The sequence below is a fragment of the Frankia sp. RB5 genome, assembly GCF_059816245.1.
The window spans coordinates 30,512-57,153 of record NZ_JCBATA010000022.1; the positions used below are offsets into that span (position 1 = coordinate 30,512).

The 26,642-nt window shown below is 73.7% G+C and carries 25 protein-coding genes; 20 read left to right on the plus strand and 5 right to left on the minus strand.

The genetic code is table 11. From position 1 onward, the window contains the following. The first annotated feature begins 15 nt into the window (after positions 1-15). From AC6EXY_RS13900 to AC6EXY_RS13965, 14 genes are all read left to right on the plus strand, one after another. Entirely contained in the window at positions 16-3,006 is a 2,991-nt protein-coding gene (locus AC6EXY_RS13900; protein WP_499817425.1) for an ABC transporter permease subunit, read from the plus strand. Next, the gene (locus AC6EXY_RS13905) at positions 3,003-3,773 is read left to right on the plus strand and encodes an ABC transporter ATP-binding protein (protein WP_101831669.1); all 771 of its coding nucleotides are present in this window, start codon (positions 3,003-3,005) and stop codon (positions 3,771-3,773) included. Before AC6EXY_RS13900 ends, AC6EXY_RS13905 begins: the two co-directional genes overlap by 4 nt. Beyond that, complete coding sequence (locus tag AC6EXY_RS13910; RefSeq protein WP_499817424.1) at positions 3,770-4,636, plus strand: mycofactocin-coupled SDR family oxidoreductase; 867 nt, start codon at positions 3,770-3,772, stop codon at positions 4,634-4,636. Before AC6EXY_RS13905 ends, AC6EXY_RS13910 begins: the two co-directional genes overlap by 4 nt. Before the next feature lie 108 nt (positions 4,637-4,744). Further along, positions 4,745-5,524, plus strand: coding sequence for a FadR/GntR family transcriptional regulator (locus AC6EXY_RS13915; protein ID WP_499817423.1), 780 nt, complete (start codon positions 4,745-4,747; stop codon positions 5,522-5,524). Positions 5,525-5,868: 344 nt separating this feature from the next. Beyond that, positions 5,869-7,059: an amidohydrolase family protein gene (locus AC6EXY_RS13920; protein ID WP_165818367.1), complete on the plus strand. Its 1,191-nt coding sequence runs from the start codon at positions 5,869-5,871 to the stop codon at positions 7,057-7,059. Further along, on the plus strand, positions 7,056-8,168 hold the full coding sequence (locus AC6EXY_RS13925) for an amidohydrolase family protein (protein ID WP_499817422.1): 1,113 nt from the start codon (positions 7,056-7,058) through the stop codon (positions 8,166-8,168). The genes AC6EXY_RS13920 and AC6EXY_RS13925 overlap by 4 nt, the downstream gene beginning before the upstream one ends. 133 nt (positions 8,169-8,301) lie before the next feature. Beyond that, positions 8,302-10,713 (plus strand): CaiB/BaiF CoA-transferase family protein, encoded by a 2,412-nt coding sequence (locus AC6EXY_RS13930; protein ID WP_499817421.1) that lies wholly within the window; start codon positions 8,302-8,304, stop codon positions 10,711-10,713. Next, the gene (locus tag AC6EXY_RS13935; protein WP_499817420.1) at positions 10,710-11,513 is read left to right on the plus strand and encodes an SDR family NAD(P)-dependent oxidoreductase; all 804 of its coding nucleotides are present in this window, start codon (positions 10,710-10,712) and stop codon (positions 11,511-11,513) included. Before AC6EXY_RS13930 ends, AC6EXY_RS13935 begins: the two co-directional genes overlap by 4 nt. A gap of 27 nt (positions 11,514-11,540) precedes the next feature. Continuing rightward, on the plus strand, positions 11,541-11,855 hold the full coding sequence (locus AC6EXY_RS13940; protein WP_101831864.1) for a Rieske (2Fe-2S) protein: 315 nt from the start codon (positions 11,541-11,543) through the stop codon (positions 11,853-11,855). Further along, the gene (locus AC6EXY_RS13945; protein WP_499817419.1) at positions 11,852-12,451 is read left to right on the plus strand and encodes a nuclear transport factor 2 family protein; all 600 of its coding nucleotides are present in this window, start codon (positions 11,852-11,854) and stop codon (positions 12,449-12,451) included. Before AC6EXY_RS13940 ends, AC6EXY_RS13945 begins: the two co-directional genes overlap by 4 nt. Before the next feature lie 26 nt (positions 12,452-12,477). After that, positions 12,478-13,485 carry a TIGR03619 family F420-dependent LLM class oxidoreductase gene (locus tag AC6EXY_RS13950; RefSeq protein WP_499817418.1) on the plus strand — a complete coding sequence of 336 codons (1,008 nt, stop codon included), beginning with the start codon at positions 12,478-12,480 and terminating at the stop codon, positions 13,483-13,485. Between the two features lie 54 nt (positions 13,486-13,539). Next, positions 13,540-15,648 (plus strand): FAD-binding protein, encoded by a 2,109-nt coding sequence (locus AC6EXY_RS13955; protein ID WP_499817417.1) that lies wholly within the window; start codon positions 13,540-13,542, stop codon positions 15,646-15,648. Next, positions 15,645-16,808, plus strand: coding sequence for a thiolase family protein (locus AC6EXY_RS13960; protein WP_133150569.1), 1,164 nt, complete (start codon positions 15,645-15,647; stop codon positions 16,806-16,808). Before AC6EXY_RS13955 ends, AC6EXY_RS13960 begins: the two co-directional genes overlap by 4 nt. Before the next feature lie 98 nt (positions 16,809-16,906). Further along, complete coding sequence (locus tag AC6EXY_RS13965; protein ID WP_101830472.1) at positions 16,907-17,326, plus strand: Zn-ribbon domain-containing OB-fold protein; 420 nt, start codon at positions 16,907-16,909, stop codon at positions 17,324-17,326. Positions 17,327-17,403: 77 nt separating this feature from the next. On the opposite strand, the gene AC6EXY_RS13970 is transcribed toward AC6EXY_RS13965, so the two are convergent. Genes AC6EXY_RS13970 through AC6EXY_RS13980 form a run of 3 tightly spaced genes read right to left on the minus strand, consistent with a single transcriptional unit; the run spans position 17,404 to position 20,046 of the window. Continuing rightward, positions 17,404-18,249 (minus strand): SDR family NAD(P)-dependent oxidoreductase, encoded by an 846-nt coding sequence (locus AC6EXY_RS13970; RefSeq protein WP_499842345.1) that lies wholly within the window; start codon positions 18,247-18,249, stop codon positions 17,404-17,406. A gap of 43 nt (positions 18,250-18,292) precedes the next feature. Next, positions 18,293-18,763: a nuclear transport factor 2 family protein gene (locus AC6EXY_RS13975; protein WP_101830470.1), complete on the minus strand. Its 471-nt coding sequence runs from the start codon at positions 18,761-18,763 to the stop codon at positions 18,293-18,295. After that, positions 18,763-20,046, minus strand: a complete 1,284-nt coding sequence (locus AC6EXY_RS13980) for a cytochrome P450 (RefSeq protein WP_499817415.1) — start codon at positions 20,044-20,046, stop codon at positions 18,763-18,765. Before AC6EXY_RS13980 ends, AC6EXY_RS13975 begins: the two co-directional genes overlap by 1 nt. Before the next feature lie 451 nt (positions 20,047-20,497). On the opposite strand from AC6EXY_RS13980, the gene AC6EXY_RS13985 reads away from it, so the two are divergent. After that, positions 20,498-20,935, plus strand: a complete 438-nt coding sequence (locus AC6EXY_RS13985) for an amidohydrolase family protein (protein ID WP_243407230.1) — start codon at positions 20,498-20,500, stop codon at positions 20,933-20,935. Then, positions 20,908-21,429, plus strand: a complete 522-nt coding sequence (locus tag AC6EXY_RS13990; RefSeq protein WP_243407229.1) for an amidohydrolase family protein — start codon at positions 20,908-20,910, stop codon at positions 21,427-21,429. Before AC6EXY_RS13985 ends, AC6EXY_RS13990 begins: the two co-directional genes overlap by 28 nt. A gap of 22 nt (positions 21,430-21,451) precedes the next feature. Here AC6EXY_RS13990 and AC6EXY_RS13995 read toward each other — a convergent pair whose 3' ends face one another. Further along, entirely contained in the window at positions 21,452-21,715 is a 264-nt protein-coding gene (locus AC6EXY_RS13995; RefSeq protein ID WP_101830468.1) for a hypothetical protein, read from the minus strand. A gap of 243 nt (positions 21,716-21,958) precedes the next feature. Here AC6EXY_RS13995 and AC6EXY_RS14000 point away from each other — a divergent pair, with 243 nt between their 5' ends. Next, positions 21,959-22,807: a helix-turn-helix domain-containing protein gene (locus AC6EXY_RS14000; RefSeq protein WP_101830467.1), complete on the plus strand. Its 849-nt coding sequence runs from the start codon at positions 21,959-21,961 to the stop codon at positions 22,805-22,807. 5 nt (positions 22,808-22,812) lie between these two features. Beyond that, the gene (locus tag AC6EXY_RS14005) at positions 22,813-23,028 is read left to right on the plus strand and encodes a DUF397 domain-containing protein (protein ID WP_101830466.1); all 216 of its coding nucleotides are present in this window, start codon (positions 22,813-22,815) and stop codon (positions 23,026-23,028) included. 32 nt (positions 23,029-23,060) lie between these two features. Here the strand turns inward: AC6EXY_RS14005 and AC6EXY_RS14010 are convergent, their stop codons facing one another. Beyond that, positions 23,061-24,521 carry an acyl-CoA carboxylase subunit beta gene (locus AC6EXY_RS14010; RefSeq protein ID WP_499817414.1) on the minus strand — a complete coding sequence of 487 codons (1,461 nt, stop codon included), beginning with the start codon at positions 24,519-24,521 and terminating at the stop codon, positions 23,061-23,063. A gap of 125 nt (positions 24,522-24,646) precedes the next feature. Between AC6EXY_RS14010 and AC6EXY_RS14015 the strand changes: the two genes are divergently transcribed. Together AC6EXY_RS14015 and AC6EXY_RS14020 are read left to right on the plus strand one after the other, a co-directional pair. Continuing rightward, positions 24,647-25,543 carry a LysR family transcriptional regulator gene (locus AC6EXY_RS14015; protein ID WP_101830464.1) on the plus strand — a complete coding sequence of 299 codons (897 nt, stop codon included), beginning with the start codon at positions 24,647-24,649 and terminating at the stop codon, positions 25,541-25,543. A 136-nt stretch (positions 25,544-25,679) separates the two neighbouring features. Beyond that, a complete protein-coding gene (locus AC6EXY_RS14020; protein ID WP_243407232.1) occupies positions 25,680-26,600 on the plus strand; it encodes a 5'/3'-nucleotidase SurE in 921 nt (306 codons plus the stop codon). Positions 26,601-26,642: the final 42 nt, after the last annotated feature.

The window sequence follows — 26,642 nt, forward strand, 5'->3', positions numbered from 1 at the left end:
GGATGGGGAGCGTTGGTGAGCCAGTACTTAGCCTTTCTCCTACTCGGCCTGGGTGGCGGCACCGTCATCGCCTTCCTGGCCCTGGGCATCGTCATCGGGTACCGCGGCACGGGGATCATCAACTTCTCCCAGGGCGCGATCTCGATGTACGTCGCGTACGTCTTCTACGAGCTGCGCAGCACCGGGCACTACCTCGTCCCGATCCCCGGCCTGCACGTGCCGACGGCGCTGCCGGACCAGACCGGCATGGCCTTCGTCCCCGCCCTGCTGATCTCGCTGGTCACCGCGGCGGCCCTGGGCCTGCTGTCGCACGTCGTGGTGTTCCGGCCGCTGCGCGAGGCGCCGGCGCTCGCCCGGGTCGTCGCCTCGATCGGCCTGCTGCTGGTGGTCCAGTCGATCGTCGCGGAGAAGTTCGGCACCGACACCGTCAACCCGAGCCCCGTGCTGCCGACCCGCCGGCTGTTCACCATCGCCGATACCGCCCTGCCGATGGACCGGGTGCTGTGCGCCGTCGCGGCGCTCGTCTGCGCCGGGATCGTCGCCGCGCTGTTCCGCTACACCCGCTTCGGCACCGCGACGCGGGCCGCGGCGGAGAACGCCAAGGGCGCGATCCTCGTCGGCTACTCCCCGGACCTGCAGGCCGCCGCGTCCTGGGTGCTCGCCTCGGTGCTCGCCGGACTCGCGGGCATCCTCGTCGCGCCGATCACGTCGCTGTCGCCGTCGAGCTTCTCACTGATCATCATCCCGGCGCTCGCCGCCGCGCTCATCGGCCGGATGACGTCGTTCGGCGTCACCGTCGCGGCCGCGCTGGTGCTCGGCATGCTGCAGAACCTGCTGCTCAACCTGCCGCAGAAGATCTCCTGGTTCCCACACCAGGGGATCCAGGACACCCTGCCGCTCGTCGTGATCATCGTGGCGACGTTCCTGCTCGGCAAGAAGATCCCGATGCGGGGGGACCTCAAGCCCGAGCGGCTGCCGTTCGCGCCGCCCGTGCGCCGGGCGCTGCGCCCCGGGCTCGTCGCCTTCGCCCTCGCCGTCCTCGCCCTGTTCGTTCTGCCCGGCGGTTACCGCCTCGCCTATCTGAACTCGATCTCCGGCGCGGTCGTCGCCCTGTCGCTCGTGCTGCTCGTCGGGTTCATCGGGCAGGTCTCGCTGTTCCAGATGGCGCTGGCCGGCAGCGCCGCCTACCTGCTCGCCGGGCTGTCCACCGGCTGGGGGGTGCCGTTCCCGATCGCGCCGCTGCTCGCGGCGCTCGGCGCGATGGTCGTCGGCATGATCGGCGCGCTGCCGGCACTGCGCATCCGCGGTGTGCAGCTCGCCGTGGTCACCCTGGCCGCCGGCTGGGCACTGCAGCAGGCGGTGTTCAACAACGCGAGCCTCACCGGCGGGTTCTCCGGCGCCACCGTCAGCGGGCCGAGCCTGTTCGGCATCGACCTGAGCTTCTCCCGCGGTGCCGAGACGGCGCGGCCGGTCTTCGGCATCCTCGCGCTGGTCGTGCTGGCGCTGGTCACCACGGCGATGTTCAACCTGCGGCGCAGCCACACCGGCCAGCAGATGCTCGCCGTGCGGTCCAACGAGCGGGCCGCCGCCTCGATCGGCATCGCGCTGGCGCGCACCAAGATGCAGGCCTTCGCGATGTCCGCGTTCATCGCCGGGATCGGCGGCAGCATGCTCGCCTACCAGCAGCAGACGATCACCGCGGTGCCGTTCGACGCGTTCGTCTCGCTCTCGGTGCTGGCGATCGCCTACCTCGGCGGCATCACCAGTGTCCCCGGCGGCCTGCTCGCCGGCCTGCTCGCCACCGGCGGCCTGTCGTTCTACCTGCTCAACGAGCTCCTCCTGTCGCACCTGAACAACGGTGACCAGCTCCAGAACACCGTCGCCGGCGTCGGCCTCATCCTCACCGCGGTGCTCAACCCGGAGGGGCTCGCCGGCGAGTTCCGCCGGACCGGGCAACGGCTGCGCCGCCTGCGGGCCCGGCTGCGTCCCCCCGCCGCGGCCGAGGGCACCGCGTCCGTCGAGGGCACCGCGTCCGTCGAGGGCACCGCGTCCGTCGAGGGCACTGTCACCGCGAAGAACGCCGTCACCGCGAAGAACGCCGTCGCCGCGCGGGGCGCTGCCGCGGCGGGGGCCGAGGATGGTGCCGCGCCGATCATCGCCGAGGGGCAGGAGGCCTTGGCCCTGGAGACCCGGTCGCTGACCGTCCGCTATGGCGGCCTGACCGCCATCGACGACGTGTCGATCTCCGTTCCGCCCGGGCGACTGGTCGGCCTCATCGGGCCCAACGGCGCCGGCAAGACGACCTTCATCGACGCCATCTCCGGGTTCACGCCCAGCCAGGGCGCCGTCCGTCTCGGCGAGACCCGGCTGGACGACAAGCCCGCGCACGTGCGGGCACGGCTGGGGATCTCCCGCACCTTCCAGTCGCTGGAGCTGTTCGCGGCGCTGACGGTACGGGAGAACCTGACCGTCGCGGCCCGCCGGGACCGCTGGTACTCCGGCCTCGCCGACCTGGTCGCCCCGCGCCGCCGGGCGGCGCCGCCGGTGGTCGACGCGGCGATCGGCCTGCTGGGGCTGGAGGAGATGGCCGACACGCTGCCCGGCGACATCTCGCTCGGCGCGCAGAAGCGGGTCGGCGTCGCGCGGGCGCTCGTCAGCCGGCCGCACGTCATCCTGCTCGACGAGCCGGCCGCCGGCCTCGACACCGACGAGAGCGTCGAGTTCGGCCAGCGGCTGCGCGAGGTGCTCTCGCCGAACGTCGGCATACTGCTCGTCGACCACGACATGAACCTCATCCTCAACGTCTGCGACTACGTCTACGTCCTCGACTTCGGTCGGCTCATCGCCGAGGGCACGCCCGCCGAGATCCGCGGCGACGCCCGGGTGATCGCCGCCTACCTCGGCGAGCCGGAACCGGACGAGAACGCCCACCCCGCCGCCTATCCCGATTCCGATCCCGCGCCGTCCGCCGCGGCGGCGTCTGTCCCGGAGGTGAGCACCAGGTGACGGCACCGGCCACGAACCCCGCGTCGGACTGCGCCCCGCCAGGCGACGCGCCCGAGCGTGCGCCCCTGCTCGACCTGCGCGCCGTCACGGCCGGCTACGGCGACAAGGTCGTGGTGCGCGACGTCGACCTCGCCGTCGGGCCGGGCGAGGTGGTCGCCCTGCTCGGCCCGAACGGTGCCGGCAAGACGACGATGCTCGCGACGATCTCCGGGCTGCTGCCCGCGCTCGGCGGCTCCATCGCGGTGCTGGGCAACCCGGTCGACTGCCGGCGCCCCTGGCGGGCGGCGGCGCGCGGCGTCGCGCACGTGCCGTACGACCGGGCGATCTTCTTCAACCTCACCGTCGGGGAGAACCTCGGGCTCGCCCGCCGCCCCGGCGGCGCGGACCTCGACCGGGTGCTGCGCTACTTCCCCGAGCTCGGCCGGCTGCTGCGCACCCGCGCCGGCCTGCTCTCCGGCGGCGAGCAGCAGATGCTGGCGCTCGGCCGGGCCCTGGCCAGCGACCCGCGCCTGCTCATGATCGACGAGATGAGCCTCGGGCTCGCGCCGATCGTGGTGCAGCGCCTGCTGCCGATCGTGCGTGCGATCGCCGACGAGACGGGCATCGGGGTACTGCTCGTCGAACAGCACGTGAACAAGGCGCTGGCGGTCGCCGACCGGGCCTACATCCTCAGCCGGGGACGGGTGATGGTGTCCGGCTCGGCGGACGAGCTGCGCCAGCGCCGCGAGCTGATCGAAAGCAGCTACCTCGGCGCGGCGGCGTTGTGAGCACCCGGGACGGCGACCCGCCCCTGGGGGCGGACTCGCTGCGCGGCCGGGTCGCGCTGATCACCGGCGCGGCCCGGGGCCAGGGCCGCTCGCACGCCGTCGGCCTCGCCGGCGCCGGCGCGGCGATCGTCGCGGTCGACGCGTGCGCTCCCAGCCGGACGGCGGTCTACCCGATGCCGACGGCCGACGATCTCGACGCCACGGTGCGCCAGGTCGAGGCCGTCGGCGGGCGGATCCTGCCGGTGGTCGCCGACGTGCGCGACGTCGCGGCGCTGCGCGGCGCCGTGCAGGCCGGTGCGGACCGCTTCGGCGGCCTGGACGTGGTCGTCGCCAACGCCGCCATCACCGGGCCGCCCGCGCAGGTGTGGGACATCCCCGACGACGCCTTCCGCGACGTGCTCGACGTCAATCTGGTCGGCGTCTGGAACACCATCCGGGCGAGCGTCCCGCGCCTGATCGAACAGGGCCGCGGCGGCAGTGTCATCGCCATCTCCTCGGGTGCGGCGGCGAAGGGCTCGCCGAACATCGGCGCCTATGTCGCCGCCAAGAGCGGGGTGCTCGGACTGATGCACACCCTGGCCCGCGAGACGGCCCGGCACGGAATACGCGCGAACACGATCCTGCCCGGCAACGTGAACACCGTGATGCTGCGCAACGCGCCGACCCGGCGACTGTTCGCCCCCGATATTCCGGAACCGACGGAGGACGACTTCGCGGCCCGGGCGCGGGCCGGAATCCCACTGGGTATCCCATGGCTGGAACCGGCGGGCATCACCGCGGCGGTTCTGTTCCTCGCTTCCGACGCGGCGCGCTATGTCACCGGTACGGAAATCCCGATCGACGGTGGCGCCCTCATGACATAAGGGTCGATGCGCGCGATGGTAATCTGAGAACATGCCGCCCACGGCGGTGCGCGGCAGGATCCAGACTGGTGCCGGCACGCGGGCGGCTGATCGTGGGCGGGAGAGTGCATGGCCACGGAGGCGGAGAGCGCCCTCATGGGCCGGGGTGGCACGGGGCCCCGCGCGCAGGCCGCCGGCCCACGGCAGGAGGCGTCCGGCGTCTCGAGCGAGCTGTCGTACCTGCAGGTCGCCGATCACCTGCGCGAGCAGATCCTGTCCGGCGCGCTCGCGGCCGGGCACCGGCTGCCCGCCGAGGCCGACCTCGCCGCCCAGCTCGGGGTCAGCCGGCTGACGCTGCGCGAGGGCATCCGGCTGCTCATGTCGGAGAAGCTCATCACGACCCGGCGGGGCAACGCGGGCGGCACGTTCGTCGCGCATCCCTCGTCCGCGGACGTGGTCGCGGCGCTCGGGCGGGCGTTCCGGGTGATGGCCTCGACCGATCACCTGTCGACGGCCGACATCCTCGAGGCCTGGGCGCTGATCGAGGCGCCGGCCGCCCGCCTCGCCGCCGAGCGCCGCACCCAGGCCGAGATCGACCAGCTCATGGAGCTGTCCCGGCCACCGGCGGGGCTGGGTGAGGAGCAGGCCGCCGACCGGTCCTTCGAGTTCCACCGGGTGCTCGTCCAGGCGGCCCGCAACGCGCTGCTGCCGATGCTGATCCGTCCGCTGTCGGCCGTCGTGCCCGAGCACTTCGCGCCGACCCGGGCGGCCCGGCCGCGGTTCTGGTACGACGTCATGGAGGAGCTGCGGCAGGTCGCCTCGGCGGTCGAGGCGCAGGACGGCGACACCGCCGAGGCCGCGATGCTGGCGCACATCCGCCGGCTCGGCCGCGGTGCCGCCGCGACCTGACCGGGAGACCGGAACCGTCGCGCTCCGCCGTCCGGAGGTTTCGCTCCGGCGGTGTCAATCAGAGCTATGCCAATCGCTGGTAACAGTCGTTCGGCTTCTCTTCGTGACCGGGCCGAAGAATGTGCTTGGTGCTGCCGTCCGCGGGTCGTGAAAGTACTCGTCAAGGTGGGTGGCGCGGAGTCTTGACAGGGCCGGGACGCAGTTTTAGCCTCAAACATCAGATGTTCCAGTCGTGCCGTCTGGAGGCATCCAGCCGAGGTCGCCGCCATGCAGACCGGCCGGCCTGTCCAGTTTCTCCGAGGAGGGTCAGGGTGCGCTTAACCGCCGTTTCGGCAGACTCGCACGTGAACGAACCGCCGGACCTGTTCGTCGACCGTCTTCCCCGGCGGCTGCGCGAGCGCGGCCCGCATGTCATCGACACGGACAACGGGGGCCAGGCCTGGGTTATCGAGGGTGTTCCCGACCCCATGCCGCTCGGGCTGACCGCGGTCAACTTCCGCGCCCAGAAGCGTTTCGACCGAGCCAACTTCAAGCAGCGTTTCCTGGAGTTCCGCGACGGTATCCAGCGGGGTGTGCGCTTCGAGCAGATCCTCGCCGGCTCCTTCGACCCGCACGCGCGGCTGCTCGAACAGGACGAGGACCACGTCGACGCCGAGGTCCTCTACGCCAGCCCCACCGTGTGGGCCGGGGTGAAGGCGACGGAGGATCCGGAGCTGCGGCTCGCCTGCTTCCGCGCCTACAACGACTGGATGGTCGAGTTCACGGCCGTCTCGCCCGACCGGCTGATCGGCGTCGGCCTGATCCCCAACACCGGGATCGACGACGCCGTCGCCGAGCTGCGCCGGTGCCTGGTCGACCTGGGGCTGCGCACGGTGGCGCTCGAGAGCTACCCGAGCGGTTCGGCGACGGGGCCGTCCCCCGAGGACGACCGGTTCTGGGCGCTCGCCGAGGAGCTGGGCCGCCCGATCTCCCTGCACGCCACGTTCACCTTCCCCCCCAACTCCGTGCAGCTGTTCTCCAGGGGCGACCAGCGGCTCATGGAGAACGCCGAGCGTGGCAGCTTCCAACGGGTGCTCGAGGCGCTGATCAAGGACGGCCTGTTCGACCGCTTCCCGACGCTCACCTTCGTGGGCGCCGAGGTCAACTGCGGCTGGATCCCGCACTACCTGGAGCAGTTCGACGCGAGCTTCCGCCGGTACGGCGCCGGCCTGCCGACCCGGCTCGAACTGCTGCCGAGCGACTACTACCGGCGCAACTGCAAGATCACCTTCATCTTCGACCAGGTCGGCGTCGACAGCCGGCACCTGATCGGCGTCGACACGATGATGTGGTGCAGCGACTTCCCGCACTCGATCAGCAGCTGGCCGATCGACGTCGAGGTGGCGCACAGCCAGATGACCGCCGTGAACGACGCCGAGCGGGACCGGCTGCTGTGGCGGACCTGCGCGGACCTGTACGGCCTGCCCTACGACGACGAGCTCGTCCTGCCCGGTTCCCTGGCGGACATCGCCGCGGCGAACGGGGTGGCCCGATGAGCGCCGCTGCCGGCGCCGGCCCGTTCTCCGCCGGCTCGTACGCGATCCCGCCCGCCGACCTGCTCGCCGAGCAGGGCGTGCGGCTCGTCGTCACCGGCGGCGAGGCCCGCTGGGTGGCCAAGGAGACCTCCGAGCCGGTCACGGTGGCGCCCCGGGCGGTGGCCAGCCTGTCCCCCGAGGGCGGTGACGAGACGTTCGCCCTGCTGGCCACCCCGAAGGCGCGGGCCGTGCTGCGTGCCCGCGACGGGCTCGCCGGCGAGGTGCTGCACCCCGATCCCGCGCTGGCCGCGGTCATCGCCCGGCTGGGGGACACCGGGCAGGTCGCGGCGGCCTGCGAGGCCTACAACAGCTGGCTCGCCGGCTACGTGGCCGCGGACCCGGACGTCGTCGGCGTCGGGCTGATACCCCCCACCGGCGTCGAGGACGCGCTCGCGGCGCTGCGCACCTGTCTGCGGGGCGGCCTGCGCGGTGTGTCGCTGACACATCCCCCCGCCGGTCCCGGCGGGCAGCCCGGGGGACCCGCGATGGAGTTCTGGTCGGCCGTCGGCGGCAACGCGGTCGTCTGCCTGGGCCCGGCCTACGGCGGCCGGGTGCACGGTGCCGACGGCGGGGTGCGCGCGGGCTATCCACCGCCCGTCTCCGGGCTGCTGAGCCGGCTCGCCTTCGCCGGCGTGCCCGACGAGGTCCCCGACCTGCGGGTGCTGCTGGTGAACGTGGAGGCCGGCTGGCTGCCGCACCAGCTGGAGATCGCCGACACCAACTACGAGCGGGCCGCGGCCAGCCGCCAGGTGTCGCTGCGGGACGAGAACCTGACCCCGAGCGAGTACGTCCGCCGCCTCACCTGGCTGACGCTTGTGAACGACCGGTTCTCCGTCCTGCGCCGCAGCTTCTTCGGCGAGCACCACCTGGTGTGGTCGAGCCCGCTGCCGCACGCCGAGGCCGGCTATCCCGACGACGGGGAGGCCGCCGTGCGGCTGACCGCGGGCCTGCCCGACGCCGACCGGGACCGCCTGGTCTCGCGCAACGTCCGCCGGCTGTTCCGGCTGCCGGACGTCGATCCGTTCACCGAGGCCGAGATCGGGGACTTCGAGCGCCCGGCGCCCCGCTGACCCGACGGTCCGGCTCCACCGGGGCGGGCGGCGCGTCCGCCCCGGTGGCATCCCCTGCCCGCATCCCCGCGACCGCGTTTCCCGCGACCGCGTTTCCCGTGACCGCATCCCCGTGACTGCGCAAGGAGCTGCCATGGACGGCCCTCTCGCCGGTATCCGCGTCCTGGACGTGACCCAGGGCATGCCCGGCGCGATCGTCACGATGCTGCTGTGTGACTACGGCTGTGAGGTCGTCAAGGTCGAGCCGCCGCGGCCGGTGTCGTTCGCGAACCCGGCCCGGGCCACCTGGGACCGCGGCAAGCGCAGCATCGTGCTCGACCTGGCGGTCGCCGACACCGCCGACACCGCCGACACCGCCGACCGGGAGGTGCTGCGGCGCCTGGTCGCCGGCGCCGACGTCGTGCTCGTCGACCCGGCGCTGCCCGACGAGGCCGCGGTCGCGGCCGGGCTGGACGCGGACGGCGTCGCCGCGGCCAACCCGGGCGCGGTGCACGCCCGGCTCACCGCCCTCGGGCCGTACGAGGAGGCGGACCCGATGGCGGCCCGCGACATCATCGCCGCGGCCCGGCTCGGCGTGTTCGCCGAGTCGCCCGGCCACCGCGACGGCCCGATCTACCCCGGCCATCCGGGGATCACCTACGGCACCGCTTTCGTCGCGTTGCTGTCGATCCTGGCGTCGCTGCGCCGGCGGGTCCGCACCGGCGCCGGCGACCGGCTGGAGGTCGGCTTCGAGGACGGCGTCCTCGGCGTGATGACGATGAACTGGTCGTGCGAGCGGGCGCCGTCGTTCATCGCCTACAAGGGCCGCACCGGCACCCTGGACCTCGGCCACCGGCGGCTGCTGCTGCGCCGCTTCGCCTGCGCCGACGGCATGGTGCAGGTCCATACCGGCGCGGTCGGCGCCTTCGGCCGGGCGATGACCGCGTTCGGTCTCGCCGGCGAGATCTCGCCGGCCGAGGGACCGGCCGAGATGGCCACCGAGCTGACCGACGCCGACCTCGCCCTGCTGGCGGAGCGGCTGCCGCCCTTCTTCCACGCGCGCACCGTCGACGGCGTCTGTGAACTGCTGTGGAAGCACGAGGTGGCCTGCCTGCCCGTCCAGCCGCCCGGGGCGGCCTTCACCGACCCACAGGTCCGCCACGCCGGCATCATCGACACCGTCGACGACCCGGAACTCGGCCGGATCCGGATCGTCGGCCCGGTGATCCGCTTCGCGGGCACTCCCGGCGCGGTGCGCGGCGCCGCGCCCGCCCGTGACGCCGACGGTGCCGCCCTGCGCCGCGACGGCTGGTCCGTCCCGGGCCTGGGCCACCCCGAGCTCCCATCCCCGGTCCCGCCGGCGTTGTCAGGGCCGGGCCCGCAGGCGGGCGGGCCGCCGCTTTCGGGGCTGCGGGTCGTCGAGTTCGGCAGCTGGTTCGCCTCGCCGTACGGCAACCGGCTGCTCGCCGACCTGGGCGCGGACGTCATCAAGGTCGAGACGCTCGCCGGCGACCCGCAGCGCGCGCTGCCCGACCCCTACGAGGGCGGCAACCACGGCAAGCGGGCCGTGTGCGTCAACCTGAAGGACCCGCGGGCCCGTCCGGTGCTCGACGCGCTGCTGGCCAGCGCCGACGTCGTGCAGCACAACATGCGGCCCGGCGCGGCCGAACGTCTCGGCCTCGACTACGACAGCGCGCGGGCGCTGCGGCCGGACATCGTCTACGGCTACTCGCCGGGCTTCGGGTCGACCGGCCCGAAGGCGCAGCTGCAGAGCTTCGCGCCGCTGGTCGGCGGCATGGTCGGGCTGATGCACCTGTTCGCCGGCGAGGGCAACGAGCCGCACACCGGCTTCGGCAACGAGGACTACTACAACGGCCTGCTGAGCGCCGCCTCGATCCTGATGGCCCTCATCCACCGCGAGCGGGGCGGGCCCGGGCAGTTCGTCGAGCTGCCGCAGCTGCATTCCAGCATCCTGGTCACCTCCGAGTGGTTCGTCGGCGAGGGGCGCGCCCGCTCGCTGCTGCCGGTGCTCAACCACGAGCAGACCGGGGCCGGCCCGTTCCACCGCGTCTACCAGTGCCTCGACGGCTGGCTGCTGGTCGTCTGCGACACCGCCGACGAGCGGGCCGCCTGCGTCGGCGCGGCCGCGGCCGGCGACCCCGAGCGCCTCGCCGACCTGCGCGCGGCGCTCGCCGACGGCCACGCCGGCGCGGCCCGGGTCGAGGAGGCACTCGCCTACCTGCTCACCGGTGATCTCGCCGAGAACTGGGAGGGACGCCTGCGGGCCGCCGGGGTGCCCTGCGCGGTCGCCGGGGAGGCGTCCTGGCTCCAGCCCTTCCTGCACGACGACAAGATGATCGCCGAGGGTCGGGTGGCCGAGATCGAACATCCGCGGTTCGGGCCGGCGCGGATCATCGGCCAGGTGTTCCGGCGCCCCGACGTACCGGCGCCGTCGGGCCGTGGGCCGAATCTCGGCGAGCACACCGCCGAGATCCTCACCGAGCTCGGCTTCGGCCCCCGGGTGGCGGAACTGCTCGCCGCCGGCGTCCTCGGGGAGCCCGGGTGACGACCGCCCGCCCGCCGGATCCGGCTGATCCGAGCGGTCCGGCCAGACCGGCGGAGCTGTTCGACCTGTCCGGGAAGGTCGCCGTCGTCACCGGCGGCAGCCGCGGACTCGGACGGGTGATGGCCACCGGGTTCGCCGCCGCCGGGGCCGCGGTCGTCGTCGCCAGCCGCGACGCGGACAGCTGCGCGACCGTCGTGGACACCATCCGGGCGGCGGGCGGCCGGGCGCTGGCACACCCCTGCCATGTCGGGCGCTGGGACCAGCTCGACGGCCTCGTCGACGCCGCCGTCGACGGCTTCGGCCGCCTCGGCATCCTGGTCAACAACGCCGGCATGTCGCCCGTCTTCGAGCGGCTCACCGACGTGTCCGAGGTGATGTGGGACCGCGTCGTCGGGGTGAACCTCAAGGGCCCGTTCCGGCTCGCGGTGCTCGCCGCCGAGCGGATGCGCGCGGGTGGCGGGGGCACCATCGTGAACGTGTCGAGCGTCGGCTCGCTGCGGCCGTACGGCGCCATCGCGCCCTACGCGGCGGCGAAGGCGGGGCTCAACGCCATCACCGTGGCGCTCGCCGAGGCGTTCGGACCGGCGGTGCGGGTCAACGCGATCCTGCCCGGCCCGTTTCGCACCGACATCTCGGCCGGCTGGGACATGGCCGCCTTCGAGGCGACCATCGGCGACGTGCAGGCACTGGGCCGGGCGGCCGAACCCGCCGAGATCCTCGGCGCCGCCCTGTACCTGGCCAGCGACGCGTCCAGCTTCACCACCGGCGCGCTGCTGCGGGTGGACGGCGGGATCCGGTGAGCCCACAACGGAAGGGGAAGGACATCCATGGATGAGTGGATCGACGCGGGCGCCGAGACGGACATCGCGGCCGGGCCGCGGGCGACCGTGGTCGGCAACCGGGCGGTCGTGCTGTGGCGGACCGAGGGCGGCACGGTGTCCGCGCTGGACGACGCCTGCCCGCATGAGGGCAACCGGCTGTCCGAGGGAGTCGTCGACGGCGAGGACCTGATCTGCATCTACCACGGCTTCACGATCGCCGCGGACGGCTGGTGCGACGCGGCCGGCTCGGCGGCCCGCTGCCACGACGTGCGGGTCCGTGACGGGCGGGTCCTCGTCCGTGTCCCGGAATCGTCCTCGTGACCGGGGACGGCGCGACCCCGGAGGGCGTGACCGGGGACGGCGTGACCGGCGGCGGCTCGTCGGGGGCCGCCTGGCCGGCGGGGGTCGACGGCGAGGCCGCGCGGGTGCTGGCCGCCTACTGCGCGGCCAACGACAGCTTCGACGCCGCCGGCGTGGCGGCCGCGTTCGCACCGGACGGCGTGCTGGTGAACTTCGCCGGGGAACACGCCGGTGCCGAGGAGATCGGGGCGTACTTCGCCGGCCTGTTCGTCGCGGAGCCCGCGGACGCGAGAACCGGCCACTTCGTGTCGAGCGTCCACGCGGATCCGGTGCCGCCGCGCCCCGGTGTCGCCGCCGCGGCCGCCTTCACCTCGGCGTTCTTCTTCCTGCACTGGGGTGACGGCCGGATCGTCACCACCTGGGGCAGCTACGTCGGCACCGTCGAGCGCATCGACGGGCGGACCCTGCTCGGCCGGCTGTCCATCGAGTTCTCGGCGCCGTTCCTCACCGTGCCGGCCGGCGTCCTCGGCGTCTCCGAGCCGCCTCCCGGCCCGACCGGCCCGACCGGCCCGACCGGCCCGACCGGCCCGACCGGCCCGACCGGCACCGACGCGTGAGCCACGCGCCCGAGGAGGGCACCGCTATGCAGCTGGGCGTCCGGATTCCCTGCTACCGACGCTGGTGCGACGCCGGCGCGGTCCGCGCGATCGCGCAGACGGCCGAGGACCTCGGCTTCGACTCGCTGTGGGTGCAGGACCACCTGGTGCTGTCGACCGGTGGCGAGGCCCACCTCGCCGAGGGGGTCAGCGGCTGGATGGACGGCGTCGCCGAGACCGGGATGACGGCGCAAGACTACTACGGCTCCGACGACTGGTGGCTCGACCCGTACGCGGTGTGGGGATTCCTGGCCGGGGCGACGCGGCGGGTCACCCTCGCCAGCGACATCGTCGTCATCCCCTACCGGGACCCGATCGTGCAGGCGAAGCTGCTCGGCACGCTGGACGTCCTCACCGGCGGCCGGATGCTGGTGGGCACCGGCAGCGGGCACGTGCGGGGCGAGTTCGAGGCGCTCGGCCTCGACTACGCCGCCCGTGGCCGGATGCACGACGAGCACCTGCGGATCATCCGCGCGCTGCTGACCGGGGAGGAGGTCAGCTTCGCCGGCGAGTTCCACCGGTTCGGCCCGGTGCGCCCGCTGCTCGCGCCGCCGCGCCGGCACCTGCCGATCTTCGTGGGCGGCAACGGCCGGGCCTCGATCCGCCGGGCCGCCGAGCTCGGCGACGGCTGGCTGCCCTCGATGGTCACGCCGGACGGCCTGCGGGCCGGGCTCGCGGAACTCGACCGGCAGAGCGAGCGCTTCGGCCGCGCGGCCCGACCGCCGGTGGCCGTCTCCCTGCCGAGTGAGCTGCGGATGCCGGACGGCGCCGCGCCGCCGAGCCGGCGCCCGGACACCCGGCCCGAGGACGCGCTCGACCTCATCCGCCAGTACGCGCGGGTCGGCGTCGCGCACCTGTCGCTCGCGTTCCGCGTCACCTCGCCCGACATCTACCTGCGCCAGATCGAGACCTTCGCGCGCGAGGTGCTGCCGGGCGTGCCGGGCCGCGCGGCCGCGGTGGCCGCCGGCTCCGTCTCGGGGCCGGGTCCGGGCTGAGCCCGAGGCGGGCGTGTGTCGTGGGCAGAAGGCGGTCAGGAGAGGGAGGTCCCAGTGCGGGTCGCGGTGCTGGTCAAGCAGGTTCCGGTGGGGGAGTCGCTGGTACTCGGGCCGGACGGGCGCCTGCGCCGGGACGGCGTCGCCCAGGAGATGAACCCGTACTGTCGCCGCGCCGTCACCCAGGGGGTACGGATCGCGGCGGCCACGGGCGGTCACTGCACGGTCCTCACCCTGGGGCCGCCGTCGGCCGAGGACGCCCTGCGCGAGGCCGTCGCCTGCGGGGCCGACGCGGGGGTGCTGGTGTCCGATCCGGCGTTCGCCGGGTCCGACACCCTCGCGACGGCACGGGCCCTGGTCGCGGCGCTGCGGCTGCTCGGCCCGGTCGACCTGGTGCTGTGCGGGCGCAACTCCGTCGACGGCGACACCGGCCAGCTCGGCCCGCAGGTCGCGGCCCTGCTCGGCTGGCCGTTCGTCGGCGGGATGCGGGAGCTCGCGCTGCGCGGGGCCACGCTCGACGCGCGCTGCGAGGGCGACGACGGCTGGCTGCGGGTGCGCGCCGACGCGCCGCTCGTGGCGTCCTGCGCCGAACGGCTCTGCGAACCGGCCAAGGCGCCGCTGCCGGCCCGCGCCGCGGTGCCCGCGGACCGGCTGCGCCACCTCGTCGCCGCCGACCTCGGTCCCGGCCCGTGGGGCGCGGCGGCCAGCCGGACGGTCGTCGGCCCGACCCGCACGCTCGCCCGCCCACGGCTGCGGACGCGGCTATCCGGACCGCTGGAGCACCAGGTCGCCGAGGCGGTGCGGCTGCTCGCCGCCCGCGGCGCCCTCGACGCGCCCGAGACCGGTGCCGAGACCGGTGTTGGGTCGGGTGCTGGGACCGGGGTTGGAGTCCGGAGCGGGGGCGTGCCGTCCCGTGCCGTCGAGGCCGTCGACCCCGCGGTGCCCTCGACGGGCACGCTCGCGCTGGGGGATCCCGGGATCGGGGAGCGACTGCTCGGTGCGTCCCATGTCGCGCCGCCCCCGCCCGTGGCCGGCCAGGTCTCGGCGACCGTGACGGAGGACGGGAACGGGGACGGCGCGTGGCCGGTCGTCGGGGTGCTGCTCGAACCGGACCGTGAGCGGGAGGGACGTGAGCTGCTCGGCGCGGCCTCGTGGATCGCGCGGGCGCTGCGCGGGCGGGTGGTCGCGCTCGCCCCGGCCGGCGCCGACCGCGGGGAGCCGTCAGACCTGGCGATGCTCGGTGCCCACGGCGCGGACGACCTGGTGGTGCTTGCGGGAGTCGCGCTCGCCCACGACGTCGCCACGGCTCTCGCCGGCTGGTGCGGCGGACGGCGGGTGGCCGCGGTGCTGTGCCCTAGCACGATGTGGGGACGTGAGGTCGCCGGCCGGGTGGCGGCGACACTCGACGCCGGACTGACCGGGGACGCGATCGACGTCGGCGTCGAGGACGACCGGCTGGTCTGCCTCAAGCCCGCGTTCGGTGGCCGCCAGGTCGCGACCATCACCGCCGTCGGCGAGCCGCACCTGGCCACCGTCCGGCCCGGTGCCCTGCCGCTGCGCGAACCCCGGCAGGCCAGCCCGCCGTCGCGCACCATGGTCGAGGCTACGGCGACGTCCACGGTCCGCGTCCTGGAGGCGCACCGCGACGACGACGTGGAGATCCTCGCCCGGGCGAGCGCGGTCGTCGGGGTCGGCCAGGGCATCGACCCGACCGACTACCCGCTGCTCACGCCCCTGCTGGCGGCGCTCGGCGCGCAGCTGGCCGCCACCCGCAAGGTCACCGACAACGGCTGGCTACCGCGGGCCCGCCAGGTCGGCATCACCGGCCGGAGCATCGCGCCGCGGCTGTACGTCGCGCTGGGGCTGTCCGGGAAGTTCAACCACATGTCCGGGGTCGCGGCGGCCGGCACCGTCCTCGCCGTCAACCCGGACCCGGCCGCGCCCGTCTTCGACGAGGCGGACATCGGCATCGTCGGGACCTGGCGCGAGGTCACCGACGCCCTGACCGCGGCGCTCGCCGAGCGCGCGCTCACCGCCGGCGTCCGACCCGGCGGGGCGGGGTCTGGCGGAGCGGGAGCTGGCGGGGCGGGGCCTGGCGGGGCGGGAGCTGGCGGGGCGGGGCTTGGCGGCATGAGGCGACAGCGGAGGGATGCGAGGCAGGGATGAGTGGAACCAGGGATCTCGGAGTGTCGATCGTCGGGGTGGGCGAGACGTCGTTCACCAGGGGTGATCCGCGGTCGGCGACCCAGCTCGCCGTCGACGCGGTGCGCGCGGCCCTCGCCGACGCCGGCCTCGACGGCCGCGACGTGGACGGCTTCCTGCTGGAGGGCACCGGCGGCCCGCACGACACGCCGGTCGACCTGGTCGCCGCGGCGATCGGCGCCGAGGAGCGCGGCTTCGGCCTGCGGCTGCAGAAGGCGGGCGCCGGGCTGGTCGGGGCGCCCGCGGTCGCCGCCGCGGCGATCGCGGCGGGCCTGGCGTCCACCATCGTCGTCTACTTCGGGTTGAGCATGAGCCGCGCGTCGGCCGGCGCCACCGGCATCCACGCCGCCGACCCGGTGAAGGCCGCGCTGGAGATGCCGTTCGGCTGGCACGGCCAGGCCGTCTACTTCGCCGGCACGGCGCGGCGCTACGACCACGAGTTCGGCGGCCTGACCGAGACGCTCGGGGGACTGGCGGTCTCGGCACGCGCGCACGCCGCCCTCACCCCCGGGGCGATCCGGACGAAGCCGCTGAGCGTCGACGACTACCTGGCCGAGGCGCCCGTCGCCGAGCCGCTGCGGCGCAGCGACTGCTGCCTGATCAACGACGGCGGCGTCGCCTACGTCCTGACCTCCCAGGAGCGGGCCCGTGACCTGCGACGACCACCCGTGGAGGTCGCCGGCTGCGCGGTGGCGAGCAAGCACACCACCTTCTCCGACTACTTCACCCAGGCGCCGGACCTGCTGACGACGGCCGCCGCCGACTCGTCCCGGCGCGCCTACGCGCAGGCGGGTATCGGCCCGGCCGACGTCGACCTCGTCGAGATCTACGACTGCTTCACGATCTCGCTGTTGCTGCAGCTGGAGGACATGGGGTTCGCGCCCAAGGGCGGCGGCGGTGAGCTGGTCGCGTCGGGCGCGGTCGCCCCTGGCGGCCGGCGGCCGGTGAACACCCACGGCGGTCTGCTCGCCCACTCCTACATGGTCGGCGGCAGCCACGTCGTCGAGGCCGTCCGGCAGCTGCGCGGGGAACGGGCGGACGCGCAGGTCGCCGGCGCCCGGGTCGCCGCCGTCGCCGGCCTCGGCATCCCCGACCACGCCACCCTCGTCCTCACCCGCCCCTGATCGACACCGCACCCCTGGTCGACACCGCACCCCTGATCGACACTCGGCCCCTGGCCGACCCCGATCCTGACCGACGCCGCCGGCTCCGAGGAGTTCCGATGACCGCTGTGCTCGCCGCCCGCCCGCTCGACGACGACCTCGTCGCGCCGTTCTGGCGTGGCATCGGGGCGGGACGGCTGCTGCTGCCGCGCTGTTCGTCCTGCGGCGGCTGGGAGTGGTACCCGTCGCCGGCCGGACCGGCCTGCGCGGGCGCCCACTACGACTGGACGGAGACGCCGGCCCGCGGCACGGTGTTCACCTTCACCCGGGTCCACCACGGATTCCCCGGGATGAACCTGGCGACGCCGTTCACGGTGGGCCTCGTCGAGCCGGTCGAGGCCCCCGGCGTGCGGCTGGTCAGCCGGCTCGCCGACACGCCCGACGCGCCGCTGGCGATCGGCGCCGCGGTGCGCATGAAGATCGTCGACGACGATCTCGGCCTGCGCGCCCCGCTGTTCGTCCTGGACGATCAAGCCTAGCCCGCGCGTCGCGGAACGGGTGAGGGGCCGGTCGATGCGGGATGCGCACCGATCGGCCCCTCACCGGCGTCCATCGCTCAGCGGATCCCGATCTGGCCGGCGGCGGTGGCGACCAGGGGAGCGGTGGTCGGGGCGGAGGTCTGGCCGGCGTCGACGACGAGCACGTGCCCGGTGACGAAGCGGGCGTCGTCGCTGACCAGGTACGCGGCGGCGGCGGCGACGTCCTCGGGGCGGCCGGCGCGGCGCAGCGGCGAGTCCTGGCGCAGCGCCTCCTCCAGCGCGTCGTGGTCGAACCCGGACGAGCCGAGGCCCTCCATCACCCCGTCGATCAGCGGCGTCATGATCGTGCCGGGGGCGATCGCGTTGACCCGGATGCCCTGCGGAGCGAGTTCCCCGGCCACCGAGCGGGTCAGGCCGACGACGCCGGCCTTCGCGGCGCTGTACGCGTGCGCGCCGCGGCCGCCGAGCAGGGCCGCCGTGCTCGCCATGTTGACGATCACGCCCTGTCCGCGCGGGACCATCACCCGCGCGGCGTGCTTGGTGCCGAGGAACACCCCGCCGAGCAGCACCTCGATCGTGCGCGACCAGGTCGCGACGTCGATCGAGGCGATCGGCCCGACCGCGCCGACGAACCCGGCGTTGCTCACCAGGCCGTCGAGCGCGCCGAACTCGGCCACCGCGAAGTCGACTCCGGCGGCGACGTCGGCCTCCCGGGAGACGTCCATGCGCACGAAACGGGCGGTGTCGCCGAGTTCCTTCGCCGTCGCCTCGCCCTGCTCGACCTGCAGGTCCGCGACGACGACCCGGGCGCCTTCCGCGACGAACCGGCGGCAGATCTCCGCTCCGATTCCGCTCGCGGCGCCGGTGACCAGATACGTCCGATCCGCCAGTCGACCTTCCATCATGTTCTCCTTCGCTGCCACGGCTGTCTTCTCGGGCCTGGGGATGGGGTCGGCGCTCCCACCGCTACTGCTCCGGCGCGTGCACGATCTCCAGATGAATGCGGGTCAGGCGCCGGACGGATATCTGCCAGCCCGCCTCGGTCAGGCTGTAGGTCTCGTGGTAGTGACCGAAACCGTGCATCGAGACGAAGGGCTTTCCGTCCGGGCACCACACGCGGTCCTCCATCGCCCACACACCCGTCGCCCGGTCGGGCGGATACACGTGTATCTCCGGGGTGTGGCCGTGATGTACCGAGCGCACCGGGGTAAGCGCCGGCACGGTGTAGGCCATGACCGCCTCCCGGCCTTGGAGCCATTCCTCGTTGCCGTCCAGATCCACTCGGTTGAAACGCACGTCCTCGCTGAAGACGCCGGCCAGCTCATCCCACAGCCTGAGATCGAGGCAGCGGAAGTAACGCGCCTTCAGCGCCTTGATCTCCTCGATGGCGAGCAGGGTCCACAACGCGTCCGGCCGGTCGGCGGCCGGGAAGGACATCAGAAGGAGACCGGCATGGTGACCGGCCCGTGCATGACGATACTGGGCAGGAACGGAACCTCGTCGGCCGGAATGTCGAGCCGCAGGTTCGGCAGCCGTTCCAGCAGTGTCCGCACGGCGATCCTGGCCTCGAGCTGGGCGAGCTGTGCGCCGGGGCAGAAATGCTGGCCGTGCCCGAAGGCGAGATGCGACTTGGAATCAGGCCGGTCGAGCCGAAGCCGCTCGGGGCACTCGACATACTCGGGATCGCGGTTGGCCGACGCCCACAGGATCCATATGACCGCGTCCGCCGGGATGTCGACGTCGCCGATCCGGGTCGGCCGGGTGGTGAGCCGGAAGATTCCCTGCACGGGGGATTCGAGCCGCAGGACCTCGTCGATGACGGTGCCGAGCGCGTCGGGCTCGGCGAGGACCCGGCGGCGCAGCTCGTCGTCGCCGAGCAGGTGGAGCATCGTCGCCGCGATCAGTCGGGTGGTGGTCTCGTGGCCCGCGGAGACGAGCTGCATCACCAGGCTGAGCTGCTCGGGCTCGGTGAGCTGCGCCTCGCCCGCCTCCGCGTTGGCGATCACGCTGACCAGGTCGTCGCGGGGCTCGCGGCGGCGGTCGGCGAGCAGCTGGCGGAAGTACGCCGAGAAGTCACGGTGGCAGCGCAGCCGCTCGAGCTGCTGCTCCGGGGTCAGATGCGGGTTTCCGACCGGCAGCCCGATGCCGTCGATCATCGCCGAGATGGCCGGGCTTTCGGATTCCGGAATACCGAGCGCGGTGAGGATGACCCGGCTCGGAAGCGGCCGGGCGAGATCGGTGACCAGTTCACAGCGGCCGGCCGGAAGGACCGCGTCCACCAGCTCGTCGCATATTGCCGAGATGACGTCACCGAGCGCTCGGACACGTTTCGCGGAGAGTGCCCGCAGCACCATTCGGCGGTGCATCCCGTGCGCCGGCGCGTCGGCGTCGGAGAGGACCTGGGGGAAGTCGACGAACGGATAGTCGTCGCGCGCGTCGTCGAACTCGGCCAGGCCACGGGTGATTTTCTCGATGGCCGCCACGTCGGCGCGCCGGGCCGGGCCCGGAATGGCGGAGTCACGGTTGGAGAACGTCTCGGTGTCCCGGGCCACCGCCACGACGTCCTCGTGACGGGTGACGATGTACGCGCCGATCGCCTCCGACCAGAACACCGGCCGACTTTCCCGCGCCCGCGTGTAGAGCTGGTAGGGGCAGCGCAGCATGCCCGGATCGTGAGATAATAGGCGGTCGATTCCCTGGTCGATCAGATCGTTCGCCATCGGCGCTCCTCGCAGCGACGTCATCCGGGTCACCCCCTGAACATCTGATGTTTGTACAGAGTGCTCGGTGACGTGTCAACACCGGTGTGCGGCGGCGCCCGAGACGAGCGCCCCGCGTAGTCGACCGGCGACGACCAGCCGAAACGTGGGCGAAATGTCCGCACCGGGCTCCCGTCTGTCCGGCGCGCAGCCGGAATTAACCCTTGCTGCCCGGTGGCCCGGTGGCCTACCATCAATCTCCAGGACCTGGCGGCGTGATATCCCGAGCCCTGCTCCCGGTGTCGGTCCGCGTGCGCGTAGTACGTGCTGTGTCTATCTCCCGGACGCCCCGTCTGGAACCGCTTTTCGCGGGCGTCCGGCGCGCGGGCCCGGCCACTATCCCCCGCCGCCTTCGCCGCCGCGCGGCACCCCGGCCCGCGGCCTTCGTCCGGCAGGAAAGGACCTGTGCCCGATGCATGATCTGGTGGTTCGCGGCGGCCGCGTCGTCGATGGAACCGGCGCGCCGGCGCGCGTGGCCGACGTCGCCGTCGACGACGGCCGCATCGTCGAGATCGACGCCGTGTCCGAGGGAGGCCGCCGCACGATCGAGGCCGGCGGCCGTGTCATCGCGCCGGGCTTCGTCGACGTGCACACCCGCCTGGTCGGCCACTCGGCGATCCGCCGGGTCGTCATGGGCGGCGAGGCCACCGAGCGGGCCGCCACCGCCGCCGAGCTCGAGGCGATGAAGGAGCTGCTGCGCGCGGGCCTGCGCGCCGGCGGCGTCGGCTTCTCCTCGACCTGGGCGCAGAGCCATCACGACGCCGCCGGCCGGCCGGTGCCCTCCCGCGCCGCCCCGGCCGCCGCGACCCGTTCGACGTGCTCATGGACATCGTCGTCGCGGACGAGCTGAAGACCACCTTCACCAATCCGCTGCTCGTCCCGGACCGGGCGGACTGGGAGGCCCGGGCCCGGGTGTGGCGCGACCCGCGGGCCGTGATCGGCGCGTCCGACGCCGGCGCCCACCTCGACATGCTCGCGTTCTTCAGCTACAGCACCGCGCTGCTCCAGCATGGGGTGCGCGAGTTCGGGGTGATCGGTCTGGAGGAGGCGGTCCACCTGATCACCGACGTCCCGGCCCGCCTGTACGGCCTGCGCGACCGCGGCCGCCTCGCCCCGGGTGCCATCGCCGACATCGTCGTGTTCGACGACGCGACGATCGCGCGCCAGCCGGTCGAGACCCGCTTCGACCTGCCCGGCGGCGCCGGGCGCCTCTACGGCGAGGCCGGGATCGGCCATGTGCTCGTCGCCGGCACCGAGATCGTCCGTGACGGCGCCTACACCGGCGACCTCGGCGGCCGGGTGCTGCGCTCGGGCCGGGACACGGTGACGCCCGCCCTGGACTGACCCACTCCAGCCGCCCCGCCGGTCAGACGGTTCCGGTGGGGCGGCGGATGAGGACGCGCAGCAACGCGTCCGGCAGGTGCGCCCCCGCGGAATAGCGCACCGGAGTGCTCCGTCTACGGTGCAACGCGGCCGTCGGCAGGAACATCGGCCCGACGGAGTATGGCCCGTTGACGTTCTTCGAACCCCATAGATCTGCTTCGGCGGACGAGTGGAACCCGCCCTGGATCACCGGCCCGGAGCTTGTCTGCTCAATGACTGCGAACAACGACGAATCCGCTCGGCTCACGCGGCCTCTCCTTCTCGACGGCGGGAAGGTGCTGTCCCCTGCCGGGCCCCTGCCTGCGGCAGGGGACAGCGGCTGGCGGGGAACCAGTGCGTCCCCGCCAGTGAAAGCGACTTTATGCACGTGCGCAGGCAAGTGCGTAGGCAAGATTTGTGGTCTCATTGGTGGCTGCTTCCTCGGCAGGCCCTTACTCGTTGCGGCAGGCTACGATCACGGGGCCCAGAAGTGAGGAGCGCCTTGTCCCGGATGACCGCCGCACCGACCATGCGTCGCCGCAAGCTCGGTGCAGAGCTCAAGCGTCTTCGCCTCGTGGCTGGTCTCACGATGAGGGAAGCGGCGAAGGTCTTGCGGGCCACCGAGAGCAAGGTGAGCCGCATGGAGAACGGCCATGTGCCGTTCAAGCAGATGGACATCGAGGACCTGCTCGACCTCTATGGCGTCCGGGACGCGGCGACACGGGCCGAGCTCGTCGATCTGGGGCGCGACACCCGCGCGGTCGGCTGGTGGCACACCTTCAGCGACGCCGTGCCCCAGGACTTCGAGCTCTACCTCGGCCTCGAGGCCGGCGCCGCCACGGTCTCCGCGTTCACCTGCGGCTTCATCGAGGGCCTGCTCCAGACGCCCGCCTATGCGACGGTCCTGATCCGGGGCGCGGCGCCGGGCGCCAGCGTGAGCGAGGTCGACCGCCGGGTTCGCCTGCGGCTCGAACGCCAGCACCGACTCGCCGACGCCAACCCGCCCCACCTGCGAGTGATCATGGACGAGGCGGTGCTGCGCCGGCCGATCGGGGGTCCGGAGGTCTTCCGTGATCAGCTTCGCCACCTGGTCAGCTGCGCGCAGCGGCCGAACATTACGCTCCAGGTGCTGCCGTTCGGCCGGGGCTGGCACCCCGCCGTCGGCAGGTCCTTCACGATCCTGGCGTTCCCCGAGGACGTCTGCGCCGACGTCGTGTACGTCGAGGAGGTCGGAAGCAGCCTGTATGTGGAGAAACCGGGCGCCACGGCCCGCTACAAGCGGATGCTTGACGAGCTGGCCGTCATCGCGATGCCGCCGGACGAGTCGGTTCAGCTGATCAGGACAATAAGCGAGGAATAGCCATCATGAATAAGATCGATTTCGATCCCGCACAGCTCACGTTCGTGAAGAGCAGCCACAGCGACGGAGAACGCGCCTGCGTCGAGGTCGCCCGTATTCCCGGCGGTCTCGGCGTCGCCGTGCGGGACAGCAAGGACCCGGACGTTCGGCCTCAGATCTACACCGCGCAGGAGTGGGCCGCGTTCGTCGCCGGCGTGCGTGCCGGCGAGTTCGACCTCTGAAAGCCGCCGACCGCGGCGCGTGCCGAACCCGGCTACAGCGGGATGTTGCCATGGCGGCCGCGCCGCGGCAGCGCGTCGGCGAGAGCCTCGGCGATGCGGCGGCGGGTGTCGGTCGGCTCGATGACGGCGTCGATGACGCCGAGGGCCAGCCCGCGGTCAACCCCGCCAGCCGCCAGCGCGTGTTCCTCGGCGAGTCGGGCGAGCAGTGCCGGCCGGTCGGATTCGCCCGCCGCGGCGAGGGCCCGCCGGTGCAGGATTCCGACCGCGGCCTCGGCGCCCATCACCGCGACCTCCGCCTCCGGCCAGGCGAGCACGGCGGTGGCCCCGAGTGACCGCGAGTTCATCGCGATGTACGCCCCGCCGAACGACTTGCGGGTCACCAGCGTCACTCGGGGCACGGTCGCCTCGGCGAACGCGTAGAGCAGCTTGGCCCCGCGCCGCACGACGCCCTCCCACTCCTGGCCCACCCCGGGCAGGTAGCCGGGCACGTCGACGAGCACCACCAGGGGAAGGCCGAAGGCGTCGCACATCCGCACGAACCGGGAGATCTTCTCCGCACTCAGCGAATCCAGGCAGCCACCCTTGCGGATCGGGTTGTTCGCGATGACCCCGACCGCCTGCCCGTACAGCCGCCCGAGCCCGATCACCGCGTTCGCCGCCCATCGCGGCTGGAGCTCCTCGAACGGATGCGGCCCCTCGTCGAGCAGGCGCAGCACCAGTGGCCGTACGTCGTAGGCGCGCCGCGGACGCTCCGGCAGCAGCGTGCGCGGGTCGGGCCGCGCGGCCTCACCCGGATCGAGCTCGTCGTCGCGGGCCGGGTCGAGGGCGAAGCGCGGCTGCCCGGTCAGCAGCGAGGTGATCCGCCGGGCCCGGGCCAGCGCGTCACCCTCCGAGGTGGCCAGCACGTGTACCACCCCGGAGCGGCGACCGTGCGCCTGCGGGCCACCGAGCCCCGCCATGTCGATCACCTCGCCGGTCACGCTGCGCACGACGTCCGGTCCGGTGACGAACACCCGGCCGGCCGGCGCCATGATGACGACGTCGGTCAGCGCCGGCCCGTACGCCGCGCCGCCCGCCGCCGGCCCGAGCACCACCGAGACCTGCGGGACCCGGCCCGACGCGTGGATCATCGCGGCGAAGATCCGGCCGATGCCGTCGAGGGCCTGCACCCCCTCGGCGAGACTCGCCCCGCCGGAGTGCCACAGCCCGATCACCGGCTGCCCGGTCCGCACCGCCTCCTCGATCGCCGCGACGATCTGCCCGGCGCCGTCCGCGCCGAGGGCACCACCCATCCGGGTCGCGTCCGTGCAGAAGGCGACCACCTCGCTCCCGTCGACCCGGCCGCGCCCCGCCGCCACCCGGCTGGCGGCGACCGTGGGGAACGCCGCGAACGTGCCGGGATCGAACAGCGCGGACAGCCGTCGGTGTGGGCCGCGGACATCCTGTTCCGGGACGACAAGCCGTACCCGCTCGCCGCTCGTTACCTCCGCCATGACGCCCCTCTCCCGCGGATCGTCCCGCCGACGGCCGTACGACCTCTTCCGATGATGCGGCGCCGGCCTTTCGTCTCCCTATAAGCCAGCTCAAGCGCCGGCAGGCCGGTTGATACCCTGCCGGTATGGGCGGCGAGCTGGAGACGCGGCAGTTGCGGTACTTCGTCGCCGTGGCCGAGGAGCTGCATTTCGGGCGGGCGGCCAGCCGGCTGGGAATGGCGCAGCCGCCGCTGTCCCGGGCGATCCGCGATCTCGAACGCCAGCTCGGCGTCCAGTTGTTCGAGCGCACCACCCGCCAGGTCGCGCTCACCACGGCCGGCGACGTCCTGCTGCGCGAGGCCCGCACCGCCCTCGACGCGGTCAGCGCCGCCGAGCGCCGGGCGCGCCGCGCCGGTGGCGGCGGGCCCGGGCTGCGGCTCGCCGCCGACCACGACGCCGGGCTGCTGTCGCGGATCCTCGACGCCTATCGCCGCGAGCGGGCGTCGCTGCCGGTGGAACTGCTGCTCGGCGGGCGCGGTGACCAGACCCCGGCGCTGCGGGACGGCCGAGCCGACGTCGCGCTCGTCGCCACCCCCTTCGACGACCGCGAGCTGGACCTCGAACCGCTGCTGACCGAGCCACGCCTGGTCGCGCTCGCCGCCGCGGACCCGCTGGCCGCCCGCTCAACCCTGTGCCTCGCCGACCTCGCCGGCAGGGTCCTGCCCGACGGCCAGCCCGCGGACGTCGACGGCGGCACCCTCGCCCCTGGCGCGGCCTCGGGGAGTGGGCCGCGGCTGGACCTCGCGCAGATCTTCCACCTGGTCGAGCTCGGCGGCGTGGTCTGGTTCGCGCCGCTCTCGGTCGCGCGCCGCCACCCGCGACCCGGCCTCGCGTACCGCAACGTCCGCGACCTGGTCCCGTGCACCCTGGTGGTCGCCTGGCCGCGCTCCTCGTGCTCCATGGCCGTCGCCGCCTTCGTCCGCGTCGCGGCCAGCACCGCGGCGGCGTACCCGCCGGAGCCCGCGTCCCGGTCACGGGCCTGACCCGACCCCGCCTGTCGGCTGCTCGACGCCGCCAGCGGGATGACATGACGCGAGGTAGCCGGTAAAAGGTGTACCAACCGGCACCGATCCCGCTGACTTCCTTGCGTCTTCGCAGGTCAGGAGCACTGTTGTGGCCATGAAACCCGCCCGGCTCACCGTCGCGGCGGCGGCGGTCCTGCTCGGCTGCGTCACCGGGTGCGGATCCGGCGAGGATCCCGCCGGTCCCGCGCCCGCCAGCACCGCGCCCACCGCGACCGCGCCGGCGGGCGCGGCCGGTCCCAAAGCCGCCGCGACGGCCACGGCCAGGCCGGTGGACACCGTCCTCGACGTGCTCGTCACCAGCGACGACGGGGTCGGCTCGGCCGGCGTCGACGCGCTCGCGCACGCCCTCGCGACCCTGCCGGGCACGACCGTGCGCATCGTGGCGCCGGCGGCCAACCAGAGCGGCACCGGCGACCGGAGCAGCGGCGGCCAGATCACCCACGGTGACACGACGACGGCCACCGGCCAGCGCGCCACCGAGGTGAGCGGCTTTCCCGCGGACGCCGTCGCGGTGGCCCTCGACGATCTGGGCCTGCGGCCCGATCTCGTCGTCGCCGGGATCCACGAGGGCCAGAACCTCGGGCCCGATCTCGGCACGTCCGGCACCGTCGGCGCGGCCCGCGCCGCCGCGCGGCGGGGCATCCCGGCGCTGGCCGCGAGCGCCGGCCTCGGCGACACCTACGACTACGGGCCCGCCGTCGCGCAGGTCCTCGCCTGGATCTCCGCGCACCGCGCGAACCTGCTCGCCACCTCCGCGGCCGGGGGCCAGCCGGCGAGCGCCGTGGGCGGGTCCGCCGCCACCCAGACCGTCGCCAACCTGAACGTCCCGAACTGCTTCGCCGGTGGGGCGGTCCGGGGGGTGCGGGAGCTCGCCAGCGAGGCGAGGGTGGCCGACCCGGCGGCCACCCGGACGACGCAGACCTGCACCGCCACGATCACGTCAGACGACGAGGTCGGCGCGTTCAACGCCGGCTTCGCGACCCTGACCACCGTCCCCGCCCGCCAGCCCGAATAACCCGGCCCGGGTGCAATACGGGCAAACTAGGCTCTGCCTATT